Genomic DNA, 17,767 nt, shown 5'->3' on the forward strand with positions numbered 1-17,767 from the left:
GCGCTACCTTCGATGGCACCAGGCGACGAGGAGGAACACGTGATCTCGGTGTTCGGCAGCGCGAACATGGACCTGGTGGCGTACACGCCGGTGGCACCGGGACGAGGCGAGACGGTGACCGGCCGGTCGTTCGCCACCGTCCCCGGCGGGAAAGGCGCCAACCAGGCGATCGCGGCGGCCAAGGCGTCCGGCGCCGGCGCCGCGTTCATCGGAGCGGTGGGTGACGACGCGTTCGGGCCCGTGCTGCGCGCCGCGCTGGCCGACGCCGGTGTGGACGTTTCGCGGCTGCGCGAGGTGCCGGGCCCCACAGGGATCGCGCACATCGTGGTCGACGACGACGGCGGCAACTCGATCATCGTGATCCCCGGCGCCAACGGCGCCGTCACCGGCCCGACGCCGCAGGACCTCGCCGTCATCGCGCGCTCCGACGCGCTGATGCTCCAGCTCGAACTGCCGATGGACGCGGTGGTCGCCGCCGCGCGCGCCGCCACCGTACCGGTCGTCCTCACCCCGGCCCCCGCGGCCGAACTGCCGCCTGAGCTGCTCGCCGCCGTGGACCTGATCGTGCCGAATGAGCACGAGGCCGCGGCCGTCACCGGCCACGACGACCCCGGCGACGCTCTGGAGGCGCTGCTGGAACTCGTCCCCGAAGCGGTGATCACTCTCGGTGATCAGGGGGCACGATACGGGTCACGGACGGGGGAGCGGCTGCGCGTCCCCGCCGTGCCGGTCCGCGCGGTCGACACCACGGCGGCCGGGGACGCCTTCGCCGGAGCGCTCACCGTGGCCCGCGCCGAAGGCCTCCCGGTCGCCGAGGCGCTGCGGTTCGCCGCCACCGCGGCGGCCCTGTCCGTGCGACGAGCGGGGGCCGGCACCTCGATGCCGGCCCGCGCGGAGATCGACGCCGCGCTGCGACGAACGGAGAGACCCCATGGAAGGCCCGCTGGACGGCATCCGGGTCCTTGACCTCGCCACGCTTTTCGCCGGCCCGATGGCCGCGATGCTGCTCGGAGACTTCGGTGCGGATGTCATCAAAGTGGAACATCCGCTCAAACCAGACCCGTCACGCGGCCACGGTCCCGGCGGTCTGTGGTGGAAGATGCTCGCTCGCAACAAACGCGCCATCACCCTCGACCTGTCCACCCGCGAAGGACAGGACCTGCTGCTCCGGCTCGCCGCCGGCACCGACGTCGTCATCGAGAACTTCCGGCCCGGCACCCTGGAACGCTGGAACCTCTCCTACGACCGCCTGACCACCGCCAACCCCGGCCTGGTCCTGGCCCGGGTCACCGGTTTCGGCCAGTTCGGCCCGTACGCGCACCGTCCCGGCTTCGGCACCCTCGCCGAGGCCATGAGCGGTTTCGCCGCCATGACCGGCGAACCGGACGGCCCGCCGACCCTCCCGCCGTTCGGCCTGGCCGACGGCATCTGCGCGCTCGCCACCGCGTACGCCGTGCTGACCGCGCTGCGGGCCAGGGACGTCTCCGGCGTCGGCCAGGTGATCGACATGTCGCTCGTGGAGCCCATCTTGACCGTGCTCGGCGCGCAGCCCACCGTGTACGACATGCTCGGCGTCGTGCCGCCGCGCACCGGCAACCGGTCGGTCAACAACGCGCCACGCAACACCTACCGCTGCGCCGACGGCACCTGGGTCGCGGTGTCCACCTCCGCGCAGAGCGTCGCCGAACGCGTCATGCGCCTCGTCGGCCGCCTGGACCTTGCTCGCCGGCCGTGGTTCGCCACCGGCGCGGGCCGCGCCGAGCACGCCGCCGAGCTGGACGCCGCCGTCGCCGCGTGGGTCGGCGCGCGGACCCGGGACGAGGTGCTGGAGGCGTTCGACAAGGCCGAGGCCGCCGTCGCGCCGATCTGCGACATCCGGGACGTCATGACGGACCCGCAGCTCACGGCACTCGACGCCGTCACCACTGTCACAGATCCCGACCTCGGGCCGATGCGCATGCAGAACGTCATGTTCCGCCTGTCCGCCACCCCCGGCCGGATCGACTGGCCCGGCCGTCCCCACGGATCCGACACCGACGCCGTCCTCACCGCACTCGGCCTCACCCCCGCCGACCTCGACTCCCTGCGCGCCAAGAAGGTGATCTGAATGCTCACCTGGCTCTACACCCCCGCCGACCACCCCGGCCGCCTCACCAAGGCCCTCGCCGGCCCGTCCGACGTGGTCGTCGTCGACCTTGAGGACGCCGTGGCCCCCGCCGCCAAGGACGCCGCACGTGCCGCTGTGGTGACGCTGCTGACGTCCCTGCGCCGGAGGGACGGACGTACGGCACAGATGAACGCGGGGGACGTGCCGGCACCGAGGACGGCGGCATGGGACGGCGTCGCGCGGGACCTCACGCGATTACAGGTGCGGGTCAACGACGTGCGGACCGCCTGGGGTCTCGCCGACCTGCGGGCCCTCGCGCCGCTGATGGCGGGTACCGCCGGACTGCGCCTCCCCAAGACCGAGTCACCCGCGCTGCTCAGGACGGTCGCCGACACCGCGCCAGGCGTGCCGCTGCACCCGCTGATCGAGTCCGCCGTCGGCCTGGAACGCGCGTACGACATCGCCACCGCGCACCCCTCGGTCGCGTCCATCGGCCTCGGGGAGGCCGACCTGCGGGCCGAGCTCGGCGTGCACGACGAAGCCGGACTGGCTTGGGCCAGGTCCCGCGTCGTGGTCGCCGCCAGGGCCGCGGGGCTGCCGGCCCCCGCGCAGTCGGTGTACACCGACGTCCGCGACCTCGACGGCCTCGCCGCGTCCTGCCGCCTCGGCCGCGCCATGGGTTTCCGCGGCCGCGCCGCCATCCACCCGGCCCAGCTCCCCGTGATCGTGGCCGCCTACCGTCCGACCGCTCCGGAGATCGCCGCCGCCGAGGCCGTACTGACCGCCTCCGGCGCCGGCGCCACCGTCCTCCCCGACGGCCGCTTCGTGGACGAAGCCATCATCCGCCAGGCCCGCGCGACCCTCGCCGACGCCACCGGCGGACGAAACCTCTGAAGCCGAGCCACTCTTACCGATGCCACCGGCGGACGAAACCTCTGAAAAACTACTCCTCATGGACAAAAAGGATTGGGAACGCCGGGTCGCGGACGCCTGGGCCTCGTTCGACACCCGCACCGAGACCGACTTCCTCACCCTCATCGGCACCCTCGCCGCCGAACTCCCCGCCGACGACGGTGACGCGCTGTTCGAACGCGCCGCCGCCTACGACTCCACCGGCCACCCCGCCGAAGCCGTCACCCTCTACCGGCAGGCCCTCACCCACGACCTGTCCGGCGAACGCCGCCGCCGCACCGTCATCCAGCTCGCCAGCTCCCTGCGCAACCTCGGCCACCCCGAGGAAGGCGTCGCACTCCTCACCCCGGAACTGGCCGTCACCGACCACCTGGACGACGCCGTCCGCGCCTGCCTGGCCCTCTGCCTGGCCGACACCGGCCGCGAACGCGAAGGACTCTCCCTGGTCCTCGCCGCGCTGGCCCCCCACCTGCCGCGCTACCAGCGCTCAATGGCCAACTACGCTCGCCTCCTCATCGACCCGGACCCGCCTGCCACGCCGGACGGGCCGCCGGTTCACGACCAGCGCGAACGCGATCAGTAGCTCGACACCCCCTCCCCGGCCTCGGCCCGCAGATAGGCCCACACGGTGTGACCGTCCACCGAACTCCCCTGAAACCCGAACCGCACCGCCACCGCCGCCACGATCGCCAGCCCGCGACCGTTCTCCTCCACATCCCCGTCCACCACTCCGGCCCGGTCCCCGTCCACCGCGCCGGCCTGCGGCACATCACCACCCCCTTCGTCGTGGACGGCGACCAGTACCCCGGCCCTCCCCGGAAGCGGTGACCGCGCGACCGTCACCTCCACGATGAACCGGCCGCCGGGCCCACCGCTGCGCGTGTGCCGCAAGGCGTTGCCGGCCAGCTCCGACACGATCAACTCGGCCTCGTCCGCACACGAGGTACCCGCGAGCAGGAACCGGACGAACCGCCGGGCCTGAGCCGCCTGGTCGGGCCTGCCGGGAAAGGACCTGGCCCACACCATGGTCCCCGCGAAGGCCGTGGAAAGCTGTGACGACGCGGCCCTTCCCGGCCTGTCGATCCGGGGGATGAGACTCTCCGAAAGCTGTGACGACGCGGACCCTTCCGGCCTGTCGACCCGGCCGTCGCCTGGCATGTGTGACATGGGTCCGAATCTGGCGTGCGGACCCCGGCGGCGGCATACCCGGTCACCTCCGGCCGGTGATCGCGTGATCGCCGCGATGACCAGCCAGAACACGTACATCAGGCAGCCGGTGTTCCCGAGTTGGCATGACCGGCCTCTCCGAAGGGGTAAACTCCTGGTAATCAATCAAGTGCGATCGGTGACCACATGGCCATGCCGGAAGGGGGTCCACGATGTCGGGGGACGGCTACCGTGTCCTGCTCGAATGCCGCAGGCGCAGCGAGGCGCTACGCGGCCAGGGCTTCGGCCACGACCAGATCGCCGACATCTTCGCGCTCTACCACCAGGCCACCCCACTGAAGCTCCACCGGTACGCGCACGGCATGACCGGCTCCGAGGTGGTGGCCGCCTACAACGACCTCGACCCGGCAGCCGGCGCGTCCCTGCGCGAGTGCCGCCTGTACGTCTTCGAGTCCTGGCCCGCCTCCGACCGCCGTCCGAGCGCACAGGCCCTGACCGTCTTCGCACGCATCTATCGCACCAAGGCCAGACGGCTCATCACCGACGAGGTCTACGCCACGTACACCGTCAAGGACCGCGAGCTCATCAACCGTACGGACCACAGCCACCTCGCTCCCCACCCCTCTCGTCCTGTCCCAGCCAAGAAGCTTTCGCGTGCCAGCATGGACACCGAGGCGCCTGCCGAGGACGAGGCCTATGTCATCACCCCCTCGGAATGCGGCGTACTTCTCAGCACCCTCAGAACCGAGGAGGCCGATGTGCGACGACGCGACCTGCTGTTCGAACTGGCCCTTGCCTTAGGCGGCACCCCCGCAGTGACCCTGCTACGCCACCTCACCCCACCTGAGGAGGACCGGCTCACCCGAGCCGTACGCGGCACCGGCCGTGTCGACACCGCCACCGTGGAAGTGATCGAGAAACTGACGGCCCGCTGCCGCCGCCTCGACGACGACTTCGGCCCCGCCACCGTCCTGTCCACGGTCGAGGCCCAGCGCGCTCTCGTGACCGGAATGCTGCGCCACGAGTCGGCGCTACCCGCCGTGCGCGACCGGCTCATCCGTGCTCGCGCTCAACTCGATCAGATGTCCGGCTACATCTACAACGACCTGCTGGACTTCCCGCAGGCACGCCGCAGGTACCACGCCGCTCTGACCGCCGCACAGCAGATCTCCGACGTGCACCTGAGCGCGTACGTCCACGTCCTCCTGAGTCGCATGGCAGACGGCCGGGGCCGTACGGGGACCGCCTTGGACCACTCCTTCGCGGCCCAAGGCTGGGCTCGCCGCGGCTCCAGCGATCTCGTGCGTTCCGTCCAGAGCATGGAACTGGCACGCATGCTGGCGAGAGCCGGTGACGCCAAGGAGAGCGAACGAGCACTCGCACACTCGACCCAACTCGCCGGCCGGTCGCGAGGCGAAACCGACCCCCTCTATCTGTACTGGTGGACCATCGACCAGGTGCAGAGCTGCGCATCCGACTGCATGCTCGCCTGGGACCGTCCCGACGACGCCATCGCGGCAGCAGAACAAGCCCTGACCTCACCGACCATGCCTAAGTACCTGAAGGGGCAAACGTATGTCCGATACGCACAGGCCCTGACCCGCAAACGCGACATCCCGGCAGCCGCCGACAAACTCCGCCAAGCCGCACACGTCGGCCGCGCATACAACTCAGGCTGCCTGTCCCGCCTGATCCGCCAAGCCCGCACCCACCTCCAGCCCTGGGAACGCAACAAACACATCCGCGACCTCGACGAAGAACTAAGAGTCCTCGGCGTCACCACCACCGCCACCGCCTGAGACGAACCACCGGACCCGCCGCCTGGTTAAGCTGACTCGCCGTTCGAACGGCCGGGCATCCCGGTCCTTTGGTCATAAGATTCGAGGTTCCCGGACTCGGCATCCGGCGACGTGGCCCGTCGGGACGCCGAGTACGTGAGGAACGCAGGGGCGAGGGTGCGATGAGGCAAGTCGGCTTTGAGATCGGTGAGCGGACCGGAACGGGGCGAGCGCAGTCGCTGGAGGACCTCGGCGGCGTCGTCGCTTGCGAGTCCTCAACGGAGAGCGGACACAGGGTGACGGGCTTTCGCCTTCCCGAGCAGGCATGGATGGGTCGCCTTCCCGAGCAGGCATGGATGGGTTCTGAGCAGGGACGGATGCGTCCTGATCTGGCGTGGGCCTGGCCCGAGCAGGGGAGCACGAGTTGATCACCCGGATCGAGGCGTACGGCTACCGCTGCTTCCAGACGCTAGGGGTCGATCTCGGCCGCTATCACGTCTTCGCCGGGGCCAACGGCGCGGGGAAGACGACGTTGCTGGACATCCCCGCGTTGCTCGGCGACATGCTGGACCGGCGGCGGGTCGTCTCGGCGTTCCTTGAGCGGCAGGAGCACGGCCGGGCTCCCCGAGCGAGCACCCCGGTCGAACTGCTGCACAAGGGGGAGGGGGACAGTATCGGTTTCGCCGTCGAGGCGCGTCTGGACGACGACCTCTCTGAGGTCCTGGCGCAGGCCGCTCAGGTTCGCCACGGTGAGCGGCGTGTCCACACCCATCTGCGCTATGAGCTTCGACTCAGGGTCACCCCACGGACCGTCGACGTCGAGACGGAGTACCTGTATCTGGACTTCAGAGCCGACACCGGCGTGGAGATGGAGGCATCTCCACACGGGACGGCGGAGCGCGGTCTGGAGGAGGTGCCGCCGAATCGCCGTCCGGTGATCATGCGGAGCAGCAGATCGCCGGCCACAGGGTATCTCCCTGAGACAAACACTATGGTGACGGACTTGGTCCTTCCGGAAAAATTCCCTGCGCAGACCGAGCCGTCGCCGGGGAATGTGGCCATACCGCCTCTGCGAGTGCCGTTCGAGCAGCTCGCGCTGGGCTCGATCCCCTCGGACGAGACGTTGTTCCCCGCCGCACTCTGGTTCGCGCAGTTGCTTCGCGAGCGCGCGGTGTTCTTCGCACCCGACTGGGAGGCGCTGCGGCGTCCCGCGCCTCCTGGAGACCCGCTGCGCCTGCTGCCATCGGGGGGGAACATGCCATGGCTCGCTCTCCACCTGCAGCAGACCGACACCGAGCGCTTCGCCGCCTGGGTCGATCATGTCCGGTCGGCGCTGCCGCAGGTCGCGGCGATCCACGCGGTGGAAAGAGAGGAGGACCACTACGCGTACTTCTCCGTGGAGTACACCGGCGGCTACCGGGTCACCTCCTCCGGTCTGTCGGACGGCACGTTGCGCATCCTGGCGCTCACGCTGCTGCCGTACCTGGGGGAGAAGGTCATGCCGCGGCTGCTCGTGACGGAGGAACCGGAGAACGGTATCCACCCGCGCGCGATCGAGACGGTCGTCGAGTCGCTGAGTTCGCTGTGGGACACCCAGGTCCTGGTGTCCACCCACTCGCCGATCGTCCTCGCGCACACCGAGTTGTCCGACGTGCTCGCCGCGCGGCTGAACGACGACGGGAGCGTCGGTGTGGTCCGCGGCGACCGGCATCCCCGGCTCCGCGAGTGGCGTGGCTCGCTCGACGTCGGCACCCTGTTCGCGTCCGGTGTGCTCTCGTGACCCGCCGATCCCGCGAGGCATCACACCGTGTCCCGTCGTCGTCTTCGCTCTGAGAGGTGAGCACACACACGTGAACCGGCCCTCCCCCCAGCCGCCTGTCCGTGACGTCGTCTTCCTGGTCGCGGACAAAGGAATGGAGGCGATGCTCCGCGGCTTCTTCTCTCGTGAGAGGTTCCATCACGCTCTCGGTTGCGGACCGTTCTCCGTGGATCCCGGACGCGACATCATCGTCGATCCAGGTCGGGACCCCGGCGTGTTCCTCCGTGCGCACGAGTTGCTTCGCCTGTACGAGGGGGAGTACGCGCACGCGGTGGTCATGCTCGACGCGGCTTGGGAGGGCAGCCCCGGCGCGGACGCCATCCGTGAGGCTCTCACGACGCGGCTCAAGTCCCGATGGGACAGTTTCACCGTCGTGGTGATCGACCCTGAGCTGGAGGCATGGATCTGGCAGGACAGTCCGCATGTCGCGCAGACGCTGAACTTCCCTTCCGACTTCCGTGCGATCCTCGAACGCAGCGGCCACTGACCCGCCGGCTTGTCGAAGCCCCCCGACCCCAAGGCCGCACTCGACCACCTGCGGCGCCGCTACAAGCTCACATCCTTCAACGCCGAGTTCGGCAGGCTCGCCGCCAAGATCTCCGTCCGCAGCTGCCAGGACACGGCGTTCCAGTCTCTTTGTGAACACCTGCGGACCTGGTTTCCCCGCACGTCTCACCACCTGTGAGAGATGAGACCTACCGGTACCTCCAGGGAAACGGCACCGGCCTGGAGGCCGTTATCATTCGGGACGCTTGTGGGCTTCGGGGAGGGTTTGTGCTGCTTCACGATTTGTCGGAGGGGGATGGGGTTCTTGGACGGGTCGCGGGGGTGGCTCGGTCGGCGTTGCGGCGGTATGACGTGTCTGCTGGGGCTGAGGTCTCGCTGCTTGATGTGTCGGAGAATGCGACGTTTCTGGTTGAGGACGGGGAGTGGCGGGCTGTTCTTCGGGTGCATCGGCTGGGGTATCACGCGGCTGGGGCTGTCCTGTCGGAGTTGGACTGGGTGACGGCGTTGCGGGAGGAGGGGGTGGTGACCACGCCGGCTGTTGTGGCGGCGCGGGACGGGGAGCGGGTGGTCAGGGTCGAGGATCCTGGGGGAGAGGTGCGGGAGTGTGTGATGTTCGGGTTCGTGCCGGGGGGTGAGCCGGCGGAGGAGGCGTTGGTCGGCGGGTTCGAGCAGCTTGGGGTGCTTACGGCGCGGATGCATGCGCATGCGCGGAGGTGGGAGAGGCCGGCGGGATTCACTCGGTTTCATTGGGATGTGGAGGCGGCGTTCGGGGAGAGGGCTCGGTGGGGGAGGTGGCGGGACGGGGCCGGGGTCGGTCGTGCGGAGGTTGAGGTGCTCGGACGGCTGGAGGGTGTGGTGCGGGGCCGGCTGGCTCGGTTCGGGGTGGGGGAGGAGCGGTACGGGTTGATTCATGCGGATCTCCGAGCGGCCAATCTGCTGGTGGAGGAGGGGGTGGGGACTACGGTCATCGACTTCGATGACTGTGGGTTCGGGTGGTTCATGTATGACTTCGCGGCGGCTGTCAGCTTCATCGAGGATCGTGCTGATGTGCCGGAGATGATGGATTCCTGGGTGCGGGGGTACCGGACTGTGCTGGAGCTGCCGGTGGCGGACGAGCGGGAGTTGTGGACGTTCGTCATGGTGCGGCGGTTGCTGCTGGTCGCATGGATCGGGACGCATCCTGTGGTGGACATCGCTCAGCGGCTCGGTGCGGGGTACACCGAGGGCACCTGTGTCCTCGCCGAGCGGTATCTCACGAACTACCGCTGAAGCACCGGACCAACGGAAGTCCCGACCGGCCTCACGCACGGCCGCCGCGGTGCCGGCCGGCATCTCGCTGACTACCGTTGGTTCCTGTCGTGTAACGGTGTGCACATCTGGGGGAATGGCGCCCCCGGATGGTCACGTAATGTGGTAGTCATGTGACGGCATGTGATCGGTAAGGCGACCGCGCCGCCTTCCCCCGCGACAAGGTTAGGGAGATGATCATGTTCGTCCTCGTGGTCGCCGTCGGCGTGGCGCTTGGCGTGGTCGGCACGGCGGCCTTGCTGTTCCGGCGGGTCAGCCGCGGCACCGACGACCTCGCGCCGAACGGCCCGTCGGCGGGTCATGCGGGTTCGATGTTGTCGGCGATGTTCCTGCTGGTGTTCGCCATCGCGATCGTGGTGCCGTGGACCACGGCGGACTCGGCGCGGCTCAACACCTACGCCGAGAGTCAGGCGGCGGTGGACACGTACTGGGCCGCGGCGGGGCTGCCTGCGGCGGCGGCGGACGCGGTGCGGTCGCAGGTGCGGGCCTATCTCGGGTTCGTGGCCGACAAGGAATGGCCGCGGCTGGCCGAGGGACGGCTCGATCCCGAAGGGACCAAGCGGGTCAACGCGCTGCGTACGCAGGTGGCGGCGCTGGTGCTCACCGACGACGACGCCAAGGCGGCGCGGGCCGCTGTGCTGGAGCAGGTGCAGGCCATGTCGGCGGCGCGGCGGCAGCGGGCCGCCGACGCGGCCACGAAGCCGCCTCCCGGCATCCTGCCGCTGGCGGTGCTGACCGGCGTCATCGTCATCCTGTTCCCGTTCCTCGCCGGGGCCCGGCCTCGGGGGTGGGCTCTGGTGCCGCTCACGTTGATGTCCGGCATGCTCGGCGCGGGGATCTTTCTCGCCTGGCACATCTCGCATGTCTTCGCGAGCGGACTGTCGGTCGGACCTGAGGCCTTCACCGCCGCGCTGCTGGAGATCCAGCAGATCCCGACGAGTGGCTGACCATGCGTCGCATCGCGATTCTCCTGGCCGTCGTGCTCGCGGCAGGTGTTCCGGCGCTGCCTGCGGTGGCGGCGGTGCCGTCCCGTGCGGTGGCGGCGGTGCCGTCCCGTGCGGTGGCGGCCGTGCCGTCCCGTGACGTGCTGAACGGGGACGGCATCACCATCTGCATCGATCTCGACGTGGTGGTCAGGTTGCGTGCCGGCATCAGCGTGCTCGGGCCGCCGATCTGTCCTCGCGCCGTCCCCGAGGAGCCGCCGCCACCTCCGGCGCCGGCCCCGTCCCCGACGGTTCGGCCGCCGCGCGCCACACCTCCACGCGCCACACCACCGGGTGCCACACCGCCGCGCGCCACACCACCGCGTGCGCGGCCCACCGTCCCACCCCGGCCGTCACGGCGACCAGCCTCGCCTCCGGCCTCGGTGCCGGCGGTGCGTCCCTCGGTTCCCCCCGGACCGAGGCCGCCGCTCGCGGCCCCCCGTCCCACCCCTCCCACCGAGACCCCGACGCCGTCACCGCCGGTGGTGCGTCCCACGCCTCGACCCCTGGAGGTGCGTCCCCTGCCGCGGCGTCTGGCCGTGGCACCCGCCAAGCGGCGCAAGCCTCTCGACACCCTGCTCGTTGTGATCGTCCTGTCCACGGTCATCGCGAGCATCGCGAGCGTCGCGTTCGCCGTCCGGTAACCCCTTCGACAAAAGGGTCCGAACACGCGAAAGACGGCTGCGGGGCGCGCCACCCCGCAGCCGACTTCCGCCTATTCGTGTGCGGATACGTGCTGGGTCCCTCAGTAGTTGTTGTTGTAGCCGGTGGGGGACGAGCTCGGTGACGGGGTCGCCGACGACGTCGGGGCGGCGGCGCCGTTGGCGCCGGCCGGCATGATCAGGCCGACCACGCCGTGCTGGGCCTTCTGGATGCCGGCGGAGTACCACACCGAGTTCTCGCCGCCGCTCGCCGCGGTGCCGCGCTCCAGGTCCCACAGGCCTTCGAACGCCAGCGGCTGGCCGTCGGCCTTGCGCAGCGGGCCGAGGTAGCGGCCGGTGCTTCTGTTGTAGGCGTTGATGTGGCCGTCGCCGAAGTTGCCGACGAGCAACGCGCCGCTGAGAGCGCCGAAGCCGCGCGGAGCGGAGATCATGGCCCACGGTGCGTTGAGCGCGCCGCGTGCGGCGACACGGCCGAGGAAGCGGCCGGTGGCCGAGAAGCGGCTGACGAAACCGAGGCCGCGGCCGGCGATCGACTTGCCGGTCTCGGGGTCGCGCTTGGCGAACGCGACGTACACCGAGGTGCCGACGATCTCGACGTTGAAGGCGTGGTAGTCGGACGGCAGTGCCCTGTCGCGGAACGCCGAGCGGGACGTCCGCACCTTGCGGAAGTCGCTGTCGTACACGTCGACCCGGTTACGGCCGAAGTCCGCCGCGAGCAGGAACGACCCGCGGTTGGTCGGCATCATGGCGAGGCCCTTGTAGTCGGCCTTCCGCGTGAACGCGGCGATGATGGCGTTCTTCGGGTCCACGTCGGCGTTCCAGCCGGTGATGGCGCCGCTGGGGCTCGCGAAGATGAACTGCGCCGGTCCCGACTTGCCCTTGGAGGAGATCTCGAACCCGTCGGTGCCGTTGAACACCTGGCCGGTCGGCGTGCCGCCGGGGATCCAGACCTCGGTCTTCTCCTTGGTGATGAGCCCGGCGCCGCCGGAGTACACCGTGGCCGTGCCGGTACCCGCGTTGGACACCCAGAGCGTCTTCCCCATGGCCAGACCCCACGGGTTGACCAGCTTGGGGTCGGTCACGTCGGCCTTGCCTGCCACGTCCGAGATCATGGGAACCGAGGTGAAGCGGGAACTTCCGGTGGTGACTCTCTTGGACTCCTTGGGACGTGACGTGGAATCAGCTTGCGCGGGGATCGTGCCGGTGGTGATGCCCAGGACGAGTGCCGCAGCGCAGAGCGTGACGATGCGTGGCCGCATCAAGGCCTCCTGATGTCGTCTGCATGTGCGTACGGCCACAGGTACGCGGCCACTCGGGTCCCGGTTCAAATCGAATTTGGAACTGTTTCCGCCACGTCTGTCCCGCAGGTCACGGGTCCGAGGGGTGATGTGCTGATATACCGGATGCGGCGGACGGTCGTCGGAGGGGGATATCTCGGTGATCGATGAGGTGCGGCAGGCGCTCGCTTCGGTGGTGGCGGTTCCTGTGACACCGTTCGACGAGGCGGGTCATGTCGACGAGCCGGCTTACGGCGCCGTGGTGGAGCGCATGGTGGCGGCCGGGGTCGGCGTGGTCACCGCCAACGGCAACACCGGGGAGTTCTACTCGCTGTCGGCGGCCGAGCTGAGCCGTGTCGTCGAACTCACCGTGCGGGAGGCGCGCGGCGCGGTGGTCGTCGCCGGGGTGGGACACGACACGGCGCGCGCGGTGGAGATGGCGCGTGAGGCCGCCGGCCTCGGCGCGCACGCCGTCATGGTGCATCAGCCGGTGCATCCGTACCAGACGGAGGACGGGTGGGTCGCGTACCACCGTGCCGTGGCCGACGCGGTGCCTGGTCTCGGCGTCGTCTGCTATGTACGGTCGCCGCTGGTCACCGCGCGTGCCATCGGACGGCTCGCCGCCGCGTGCGGCAACGTCACCGGAGTCAAGTACGCCGTGCCGGACCCGCCGCGCCTGGCCGAGCTGGCCGGTGAGCTGCCGGGGCTGGTGTGGGTGTGCGGGCTCGCCGAGGGATGGGCCCCGTTCCTCTGGCCGGCCGGTGCGCGCGGCTTCACCTCCGGGCTGGCCGTCATCGCGCCTGAGCTGTCGCTGGCGCTGCTTGCGCGGCTGCGCGACGGCGAGACGGCGGCGGCGATGGAGCTGTGGCGGCGGCTCAAACCCGTCGAGGACCTGCGGGCCCGCCACTCGAACGGCAACAACGTGTCGGTGCTCAAGGAGGCGCTGGCCCAGCTCGGCGTGTGCCGCAGGGACGTACGGCCACCGATCTCGGAGCTGCCTGACGCCGAGCGTGCCGAGGTGTCGGCCGCGCTCGCCGGACTGCGGCTCGACACGACATGACCGCACGCATGGAAAGGGACGAGGGACACATGCAGCACGGCTCGGAGAGTTCGGGAACGACCGGTCCTGGCGAGAGCGCAGGCGCCTCCGGACGGGAGGAAAGCGCAGGCATGCTCGGCCCGGAGGTGTTCGAGGCGCTGCGGCAGGTGTCCACCGCGACAATCACCACCCAGCTCTTCGCGCGGGGCCTCCGTAACGCCTTTCTCGCGGGCCTGCGTCCGCTCAACCCGTCGTGCACCCGCATGGTCGGCGAGGCGTTCACGTTGCGGCACATCCCGGCGCGTGAGGACCTCGACGTGCTGTCGGTGTTCCGCGACTACGACCACCCGCAACGCAAGGCCGTCGAGTCGGTCGGTCCCGGCCAGGTCCTGGTGATGGACTGCCGCGGCCAGACCCGTGCCGCGTCCATCGGCGGCATCCTCGCGACCCGGCTGCTCCGCCGCGGCGCCGCGGGCCTCGTCACCGACGGCGCGGTCCGCGACTCGCCGTTCTTCGCCGAGCTGGAACTGCCGGCGTTCGCCGCCGGCGTCTGCGCCACCACCAACCTCGCACGCCACCACGCCATCGACATGCAGGTCCCCATCGGCTGCGCCGAGGTGCCGGTGTACCCCGGTGACGTCATCGTCGCCGACGCCGAAGGCGTGGTCTGCGTGCCACGCCACCTGGCCGCCGACGTGGCACGCGACGCGCTGGAGCAGGAGCACCTGGAGGAGTACATCCAGGAACTCGTCGAGAACGGCGCACCCCTACGAGGCACCTACCCACCGGACGAGGACACCTTGCGCGCGTACCGCGAAAAGCGCTGAAGCCGGCCGGTTGCCTCCCGCTGGGCCGCCGTACTGCGGCGCCGAATTCGCCGTACGACGTCCCGCCGCGTCGGCGCCGGGGAACACCGCTACGGCGGTGGAGTGACGGGCCGGTCGCTGTCGTGAGGCCGGTCTCGGTTCCGGCGTGGCTTTGGGGCCGGCACCGGCCGTTGCGGTGGAGTGACGGGCCAGCCGCTGTCGTGAGGCCGGTGTCGGTTCCGGTGTGGCTTTGGGGCCGGCACCGGCCGTTGCGGTGGAGTGATGGGCTGGTCGCTGTCGTGAGGCCGGTGTCGGTTCCGGTGTGGCTTTGGGGCCGGCACCGGCTTTGTCGTTGGTGTCACTCGGTGTCGGGTTCTGGGGCTCCGCCGGTGCCGGTGAGGAAGTCGAAGTCGCAGCCCTGGTCGGCTTGTTGGATGTGTGTGTCGAACAGTGCGCCGTAGCCGCGGCGGAAGACTGTTCGCGGTGGTGTCCACGCGGCGCGGCGGCGGGTCAGTTCCTCTTCGGGGACCTCCAGGGTCAGGAGGCGGGCCTCGACGTCCAGGGTGATGAGGTCGCCGTCCTGGACGAGGGCCAGTGGGCCGCCGACGTGGGACTCCGGGGCTACGTGCAGGACGCAGGCGCCGTAGCTGGTGCCGCTCATTCTGGCGTCGGAGACGCGGACCATGTCGCGGACTCCGGCTTTGAGCAGGCGGTCGGGGATGGGGAGCATGCCTTGTTCCGGCATGCCGGGGCCGCCGCGGGGGCCGGCGCCGCGGAGGACCAGGACCGAGTCGGGGGTGATCGGCAGGTTCTCGTCGTTGATGCGGCGGCGCAGGTCGCGGTGGCCGTCGAAGACGACGGCGGGGCCGGTGTGGCGCAGCAGGCGCGGCTCGGCGGCGACGTGTTTGATCACCGCGCCGGAGGGGGCCAGGTTGCCGCGAAGGACCGCGAGGCCGCCTTCCTCCGACAGGGGGTCGTCGCGCCGGCGGATCACTTTGTCGTCGTACACCTGCGCGTCGGCGATGCCGTCGCCGAACGGCCGGCCGGTGACGGTGACGCGGTCCAGGTGCAGCAGGTCGGTGATGCGGGTCAGCAGGGCCGGCAGGCCGCCTGCCAGGTAGAAGTCCTCCATGAGGTACGTGCCGCTCGGCCGCAGGTCGGCCAGGACCGGCACGCGGCGGGACGCGGCGTCGAAGTGGTCGAGGGTGAGGTCGACGCCGAGTCTGCGGGCCATGGCGATCAGGTGGATGACCGCGTTGGTGGAGCCGCCGAGCGCGAGGACGGCGGTGACGGCGTCGTGGAACGCCTCGGCGGTGAGGATCTTCGACGGACGCAGGTCCTCCCAGGTCATCTCGACGATCCGCCGGCCGCACGCGGCGGCCATGCGGACGTGCGCCGAGGTGACGGCCGGGATGGCGGCGGCGCCTGGCAGGGTCATGCCGAGCACCTCGGCGGCCGACGTCATGGTGGACGCGGTCCCCATGGTCATGCAGTGGCCGGGGGAGCGCGCGATGCCTTCCTCCAGGTCGCGCATGACGCCGTCGGGGACCAGGCCGGCGCGCCGGTCGGCCCAGTAGCGCCACACGTCGGTGCCGCTGCCGAGCACCTCGCCGCGCAGGTTCCCCGGCATCATCGGCCCGCACGGCACGTAGATCGCGGGGATGTCCATGCTGGAGGCACCCATGATCAGCGCGGGGGTGGTCTTGTCGCAGCCCCCCATGAGCACCGCCGCGTCCACCGGGTGGGACCGCAGCATCTCCTCGGTCTCCATGGCGAGCAGGTTGCGGTACAGCATGGTCGTGGGTTTCTGGAAGCTCTCCGACAGCGAGATGACCGGCAGCTCCACCGGACAGCCGCCGGCCTGCCAGACGCCGCGTTTGACGTCCTCGGCGCGGTCACGCAGGTGGATGTGACAGGGGTTCAGCTCGTTCCACGTGTTGATGATCGCGACGACCGGTTTGCCGAGGTGGTCCTCGGCGGACAGTCCGAGCTGCCGGGTCCTGGCCCGGTGGCTGAACGACCGCACGGTGTCGGTGCCGTACCACCGGTGGCTGCGCAACTGCTCAGGTGCCAGACGGTCCACGAACCCTCCTCGTTAGCCCGATCTATCACGGTATAGGAGGAGGATTCGTGTGCCTCGTCAGGTCCGCGCGGCGTGGACGGCGTCGGCGAGCATGCCGTGACGTGACGGCCCGGCGAGACCCCCGTGGTACAGGTGGATCTCCTGCGCACCGGCCTCCGTCAGCCGCCGCACGTGCGGCGCCACCTCCTCGGGACGCACCGGGGGGAGCACCGTGACGTACGACCCCACGGCGACGTGCTCAGGCAGCAGCCGGCGCGCCTGGCGCACCCGCTCGGCCGAGTCCTGGCCCGGTGGCCAGCACTGCACCACGACGGCGTCCACGTCCTTCCCCGGCTCGGGGCCGAGACCGGGGTTGGCGCCGGTGGCCCACGGGTCGGGGTTGGCGTGCAGTGTGACCCGCAGCCCGGACGGCAGCGCCGCGATCACCTCGTGCCGCAGCTCGTCGGCCGCCTCGTGCCGTACGGCGAGCACCGCGCCGGCGGTCGCCTCGTCCAGGTCGTGTTCCCGTGAGCGCACCGCGGCCCGCAGCTCGCGCACCGTGCGCTCGGGGTCGACGCCGCGGCCGTCCCACGCCGTCGTGCACGCCTCGCAGCAGCACACCGACAGCATGCGGCGCGCGCGTGCGTCGTAGGCGCCGTCGGTCTTCTCGTGGTGGCCGCCGTGGTCGGCCCCGAGCTGGCCGCACGCCTCCAGCAGCACGCCGGCGAGCGGCAGGCCGCGCACCGACTCGGCGGCCAGCGTCGCGGCGTACTCGCGCACCTCGGCACGCGAGGGACACAGGGCCCACGGGTAGTGCTGGCCGAAGCAGTTGACCACGCTCAGGTCCGGGTTCGCCTCACCGAGGCGGCTGCTGTGCGTCAGCACCACCCACGCCGTCACCGGCACCCCCGCCTCGGTGAGCGCCGTCGCGGCCGTGCCGAAGGAGTCGGGGCCGGTCATCCACGGCGCGGCACCCGGCACCAGACGCCGCCCGGTCCAGGCCTCCTCGCGGACGGGCCGGTACAGCGCGGCGTGCCTGGCGTCCAGGTACGCGTGCTCGGGGTGCCACGGCGTGGCCGCGCGCACCGTGTGGTAAGCCGCGGCGAGGTTGACCCCGTCGCAGCCGAGAGATTGCATGCGTCCGGTGAACAGCGGATCACCGATGACGTCCCACGGGTAGGCGTGCACCAGCACGCGCATTGCCATCGCCTCCCATTAAGGGCCCTCACCTACAAATGGCGTTGTTCAGGCATACCCATTCACTTCCGTCCCGTCAATGCCGTGCGCACGACGCGGCACGCCGGATTGTCACAACGAGTGCGCGCGGTGCGAGCATGAAT

The 17,767-nt window shown here is 70.5% G+C and carries 17 protein-coding genes; 13 read left to right on the forward strand and 4 right to left on the reverse strand.

Going from position 1 to position 17,767, the window contains the following annotated elements:
• Window positions 1–12 precede the first annotated feature (12 nt).
• Genes BJ992_RS12595 through BJ992_RS12610 form a run of 4 tightly spaced genes read left to right on the forward strand, consistent with a single transcriptional unit; the run spans window position 13 to window position 3,602 of the window.
• On the forward strand, window positions 13–966 hold the full coding sequence (locus BJ992_RS12595; RefSeq protein ID WP_184980618.1) for a ribokinase: 954 nt from the start codon (window positions 13–15) through the stop codon (window positions 964–966).
• Window positions 932–2,107, forward strand: coding sequence for a CaiB/BaiF CoA transferase family protein (locus tag BJ992_RS12600; RefSeq protein ID WP_184980620.1), 1,176 nt, complete (start codon window positions 932–934; stop codon window positions 2,105–2,107). Before BJ992_RS12595 ends, BJ992_RS12600 begins: the two co-directional genes overlap by 35 nt.
• Window positions 2,108–3,001 (forward strand): HpcH/HpaI aldolase/citrate lyase family protein, encoded by an 894-nt coding sequence (locus BJ992_RS12605; RefSeq protein WP_184980622.1) that lies wholly within the window; start codon window positions 2,108–2,110, stop codon window positions 2,999–3,001.
• A 58-nt stretch (window positions 3,002–3,059) separates the two neighbouring features.
• Complete coding sequence (locus tag BJ992_RS12610) at window positions 3,060–3,602, forward strand: tetratricopeptide repeat protein (protein WP_184980624.1); 543 nt, start codon at window positions 3,060–3,062, stop codon at window positions 3,600–3,602.
• Here the strand turns inward: BJ992_RS12610 and BJ992_RS12615 are convergent.
• Complete coding sequence (locus BJ992_RS12615; RefSeq protein WP_246496616.1) at window positions 3,596–4,186, reverse strand: ATP-binding protein; 591 nt, start codon at window positions 4,184–4,186, stop codon at window positions 3,596–3,598. The genes BJ992_RS12610 and BJ992_RS12615 overlap by 7 nt on opposite strands.
• A gap of 212 nt (window positions 4,187–4,398) precedes the next feature.
• On the opposite strand from BJ992_RS12615, the gene BJ992_RS12620 reads away from it, so the two are divergent.
• The 7 genes from BJ992_RS12620 (at window position 4,399) to BJ992_RS33735 (ending at window position 11,225) form a co-directional block, all read left to right on the forward strand.
• A complete protein-coding gene (locus tag BJ992_RS12620; RefSeq protein ID WP_184980626.1) occupies window positions 4,399–5,985 on the forward strand; it encodes an NsdA family TPR-like regulatory protein in 1,587 nt (528 codons plus the stop codon).
• 403 nt (window positions 5,986–6,388) lie between these two features.
• The gene (gene mads3, locus BJ992_RS12625) at window positions 6,389–7,744 is read left to right on the forward strand and encodes a methylation-associated defense system AAA family ATPase MAD3 (protein WP_184980628.1); all 1,356 of its coding nucleotides are present in this window, start codon (window positions 6,389–6,391) and stop codon (window positions 7,742–7,744) included.
• A 70-nt stretch (window positions 7,745–7,814) separates the two neighbouring features.
• Complete coding sequence (gene mads4, locus BJ992_RS12630; protein ID WP_425503657.1) at window positions 7,815–8,270, forward strand: methylation-associated defense system protein MAD4; 456 nt, start codon at window positions 7,815–7,817, stop codon at window positions 8,268–8,270.
• A 9-nt stretch (window positions 8,271–8,279) separates the two neighbouring features.
• Entirely contained in the window at window positions 8,280–8,468 is a 189-nt protein-coding gene (locus BJ992_RS12635; RefSeq protein ID WP_184980632.1) for a hypothetical protein, read from the forward strand.
• Entirely contained in the window at window positions 8,465–9,559 is a 1,095-nt protein-coding gene (locus BJ992_RS12640) for a phosphotransferase enzyme family protein (protein ID WP_343072631.1), read from the forward strand. Before BJ992_RS12635 ends, BJ992_RS12640 begins: the two co-directional genes overlap by 4 nt.
• Window positions 9,560–9,771: 212 nt before the next feature.
• Entirely contained in the window at window positions 9,772–10,545 is a 774-nt protein-coding gene (locus BJ992_RS12645) for a bestrophin-like domain (RefSeq protein ID WP_246496617.1), read from the forward strand.
• A gap of 2 nt (window positions 10,546–10,547) precedes the next feature.
• A complete protein-coding gene (locus BJ992_RS33735) occupies window positions 10,548–11,225 on the forward strand; it encodes a hypothetical protein (RefSeq protein ID WP_184980634.1) in 678 nt (225 codons plus the stop codon).
• A gap of 101 nt (window positions 11,226–11,326) precedes the next feature.
• Here the strand turns inward: BJ992_RS33735 and BJ992_RS12655 are convergent, their stop codons facing one another.
• Window positions 11,327–12,502 carry a TIGR03118 family protein gene (locus BJ992_RS12655; protein WP_184980636.1) on the reverse strand — a complete coding sequence of 392 codons (1,176 nt, stop codon included), beginning with the start codon at window positions 12,500–12,502 and terminating at the stop codon, window positions 11,327–11,329.
• Window positions 12,503–12,680: 178 nt separating this feature from the next.
• On the opposite strand from BJ992_RS12655, the gene BJ992_RS12660 reads away from it, so the two are divergent.
• Both BJ992_RS12660 and BJ992_RS12665 read left to right on the forward strand, forming a co-directional pair.
• Window positions 12,681–13,580, forward strand: a complete 900-nt coding sequence (locus BJ992_RS12660; RefSeq protein ID WP_184980638.1) for a dihydrodipicolinate synthase family protein — start codon at window positions 12,681–12,683, stop codon at window positions 13,578–13,580.
• Between the two features lie 110 nt (window positions 13,581–13,690).
• A complete protein-coding gene (locus BJ992_RS12665; protein ID WP_184980640.1) occupies window positions 13,691–14,386 on the forward strand; it encodes a ribonuclease activity regulator RraA in 696 nt (231 codons plus the stop codon).
• A 337-nt stretch (window positions 14,387–14,723) separates the two neighbouring features.
• On the opposite strand, the gene araD is transcribed toward BJ992_RS12665, so the two are convergent.
• Window positions 14,724–16,448 carry an L-arabinonate dehydratase gene (gene araD / locus BJ992_RS12670; RefSeq protein ID WP_184980642.1) on the reverse strand — a complete coding sequence of 575 codons (1,725 nt, stop codon included), beginning with the start codon at window positions 16,446–16,448 and terminating at the stop codon, window positions 14,724–14,726.
• A 57-nt stretch (window positions 16,449–16,505) separates the two neighbouring features.
• Window positions 16,506–17,633 carry a hypothetical protein gene (locus BJ992_RS12675; RefSeq protein ID WP_246496618.1) on the reverse strand — a complete coding sequence of 376 codons (1,128 nt, stop codon included), beginning with the start codon at window positions 17,631–17,633 and terminating at the stop codon, window positions 16,506–16,508.
• Window positions 17,634–17,767 lie beyond the last annotated feature (134 nt).

The sequence above is a fragment of the Sphaerisporangium rubeum genome (assembly GCF_014207705.1).
Taxonomy (GTDB): Bacteria; Actinomycetota; Actinomycetes; order Streptosporangiales; family Streptosporangiaceae; genus Sphaerisporangium; species Sphaerisporangium rubeum.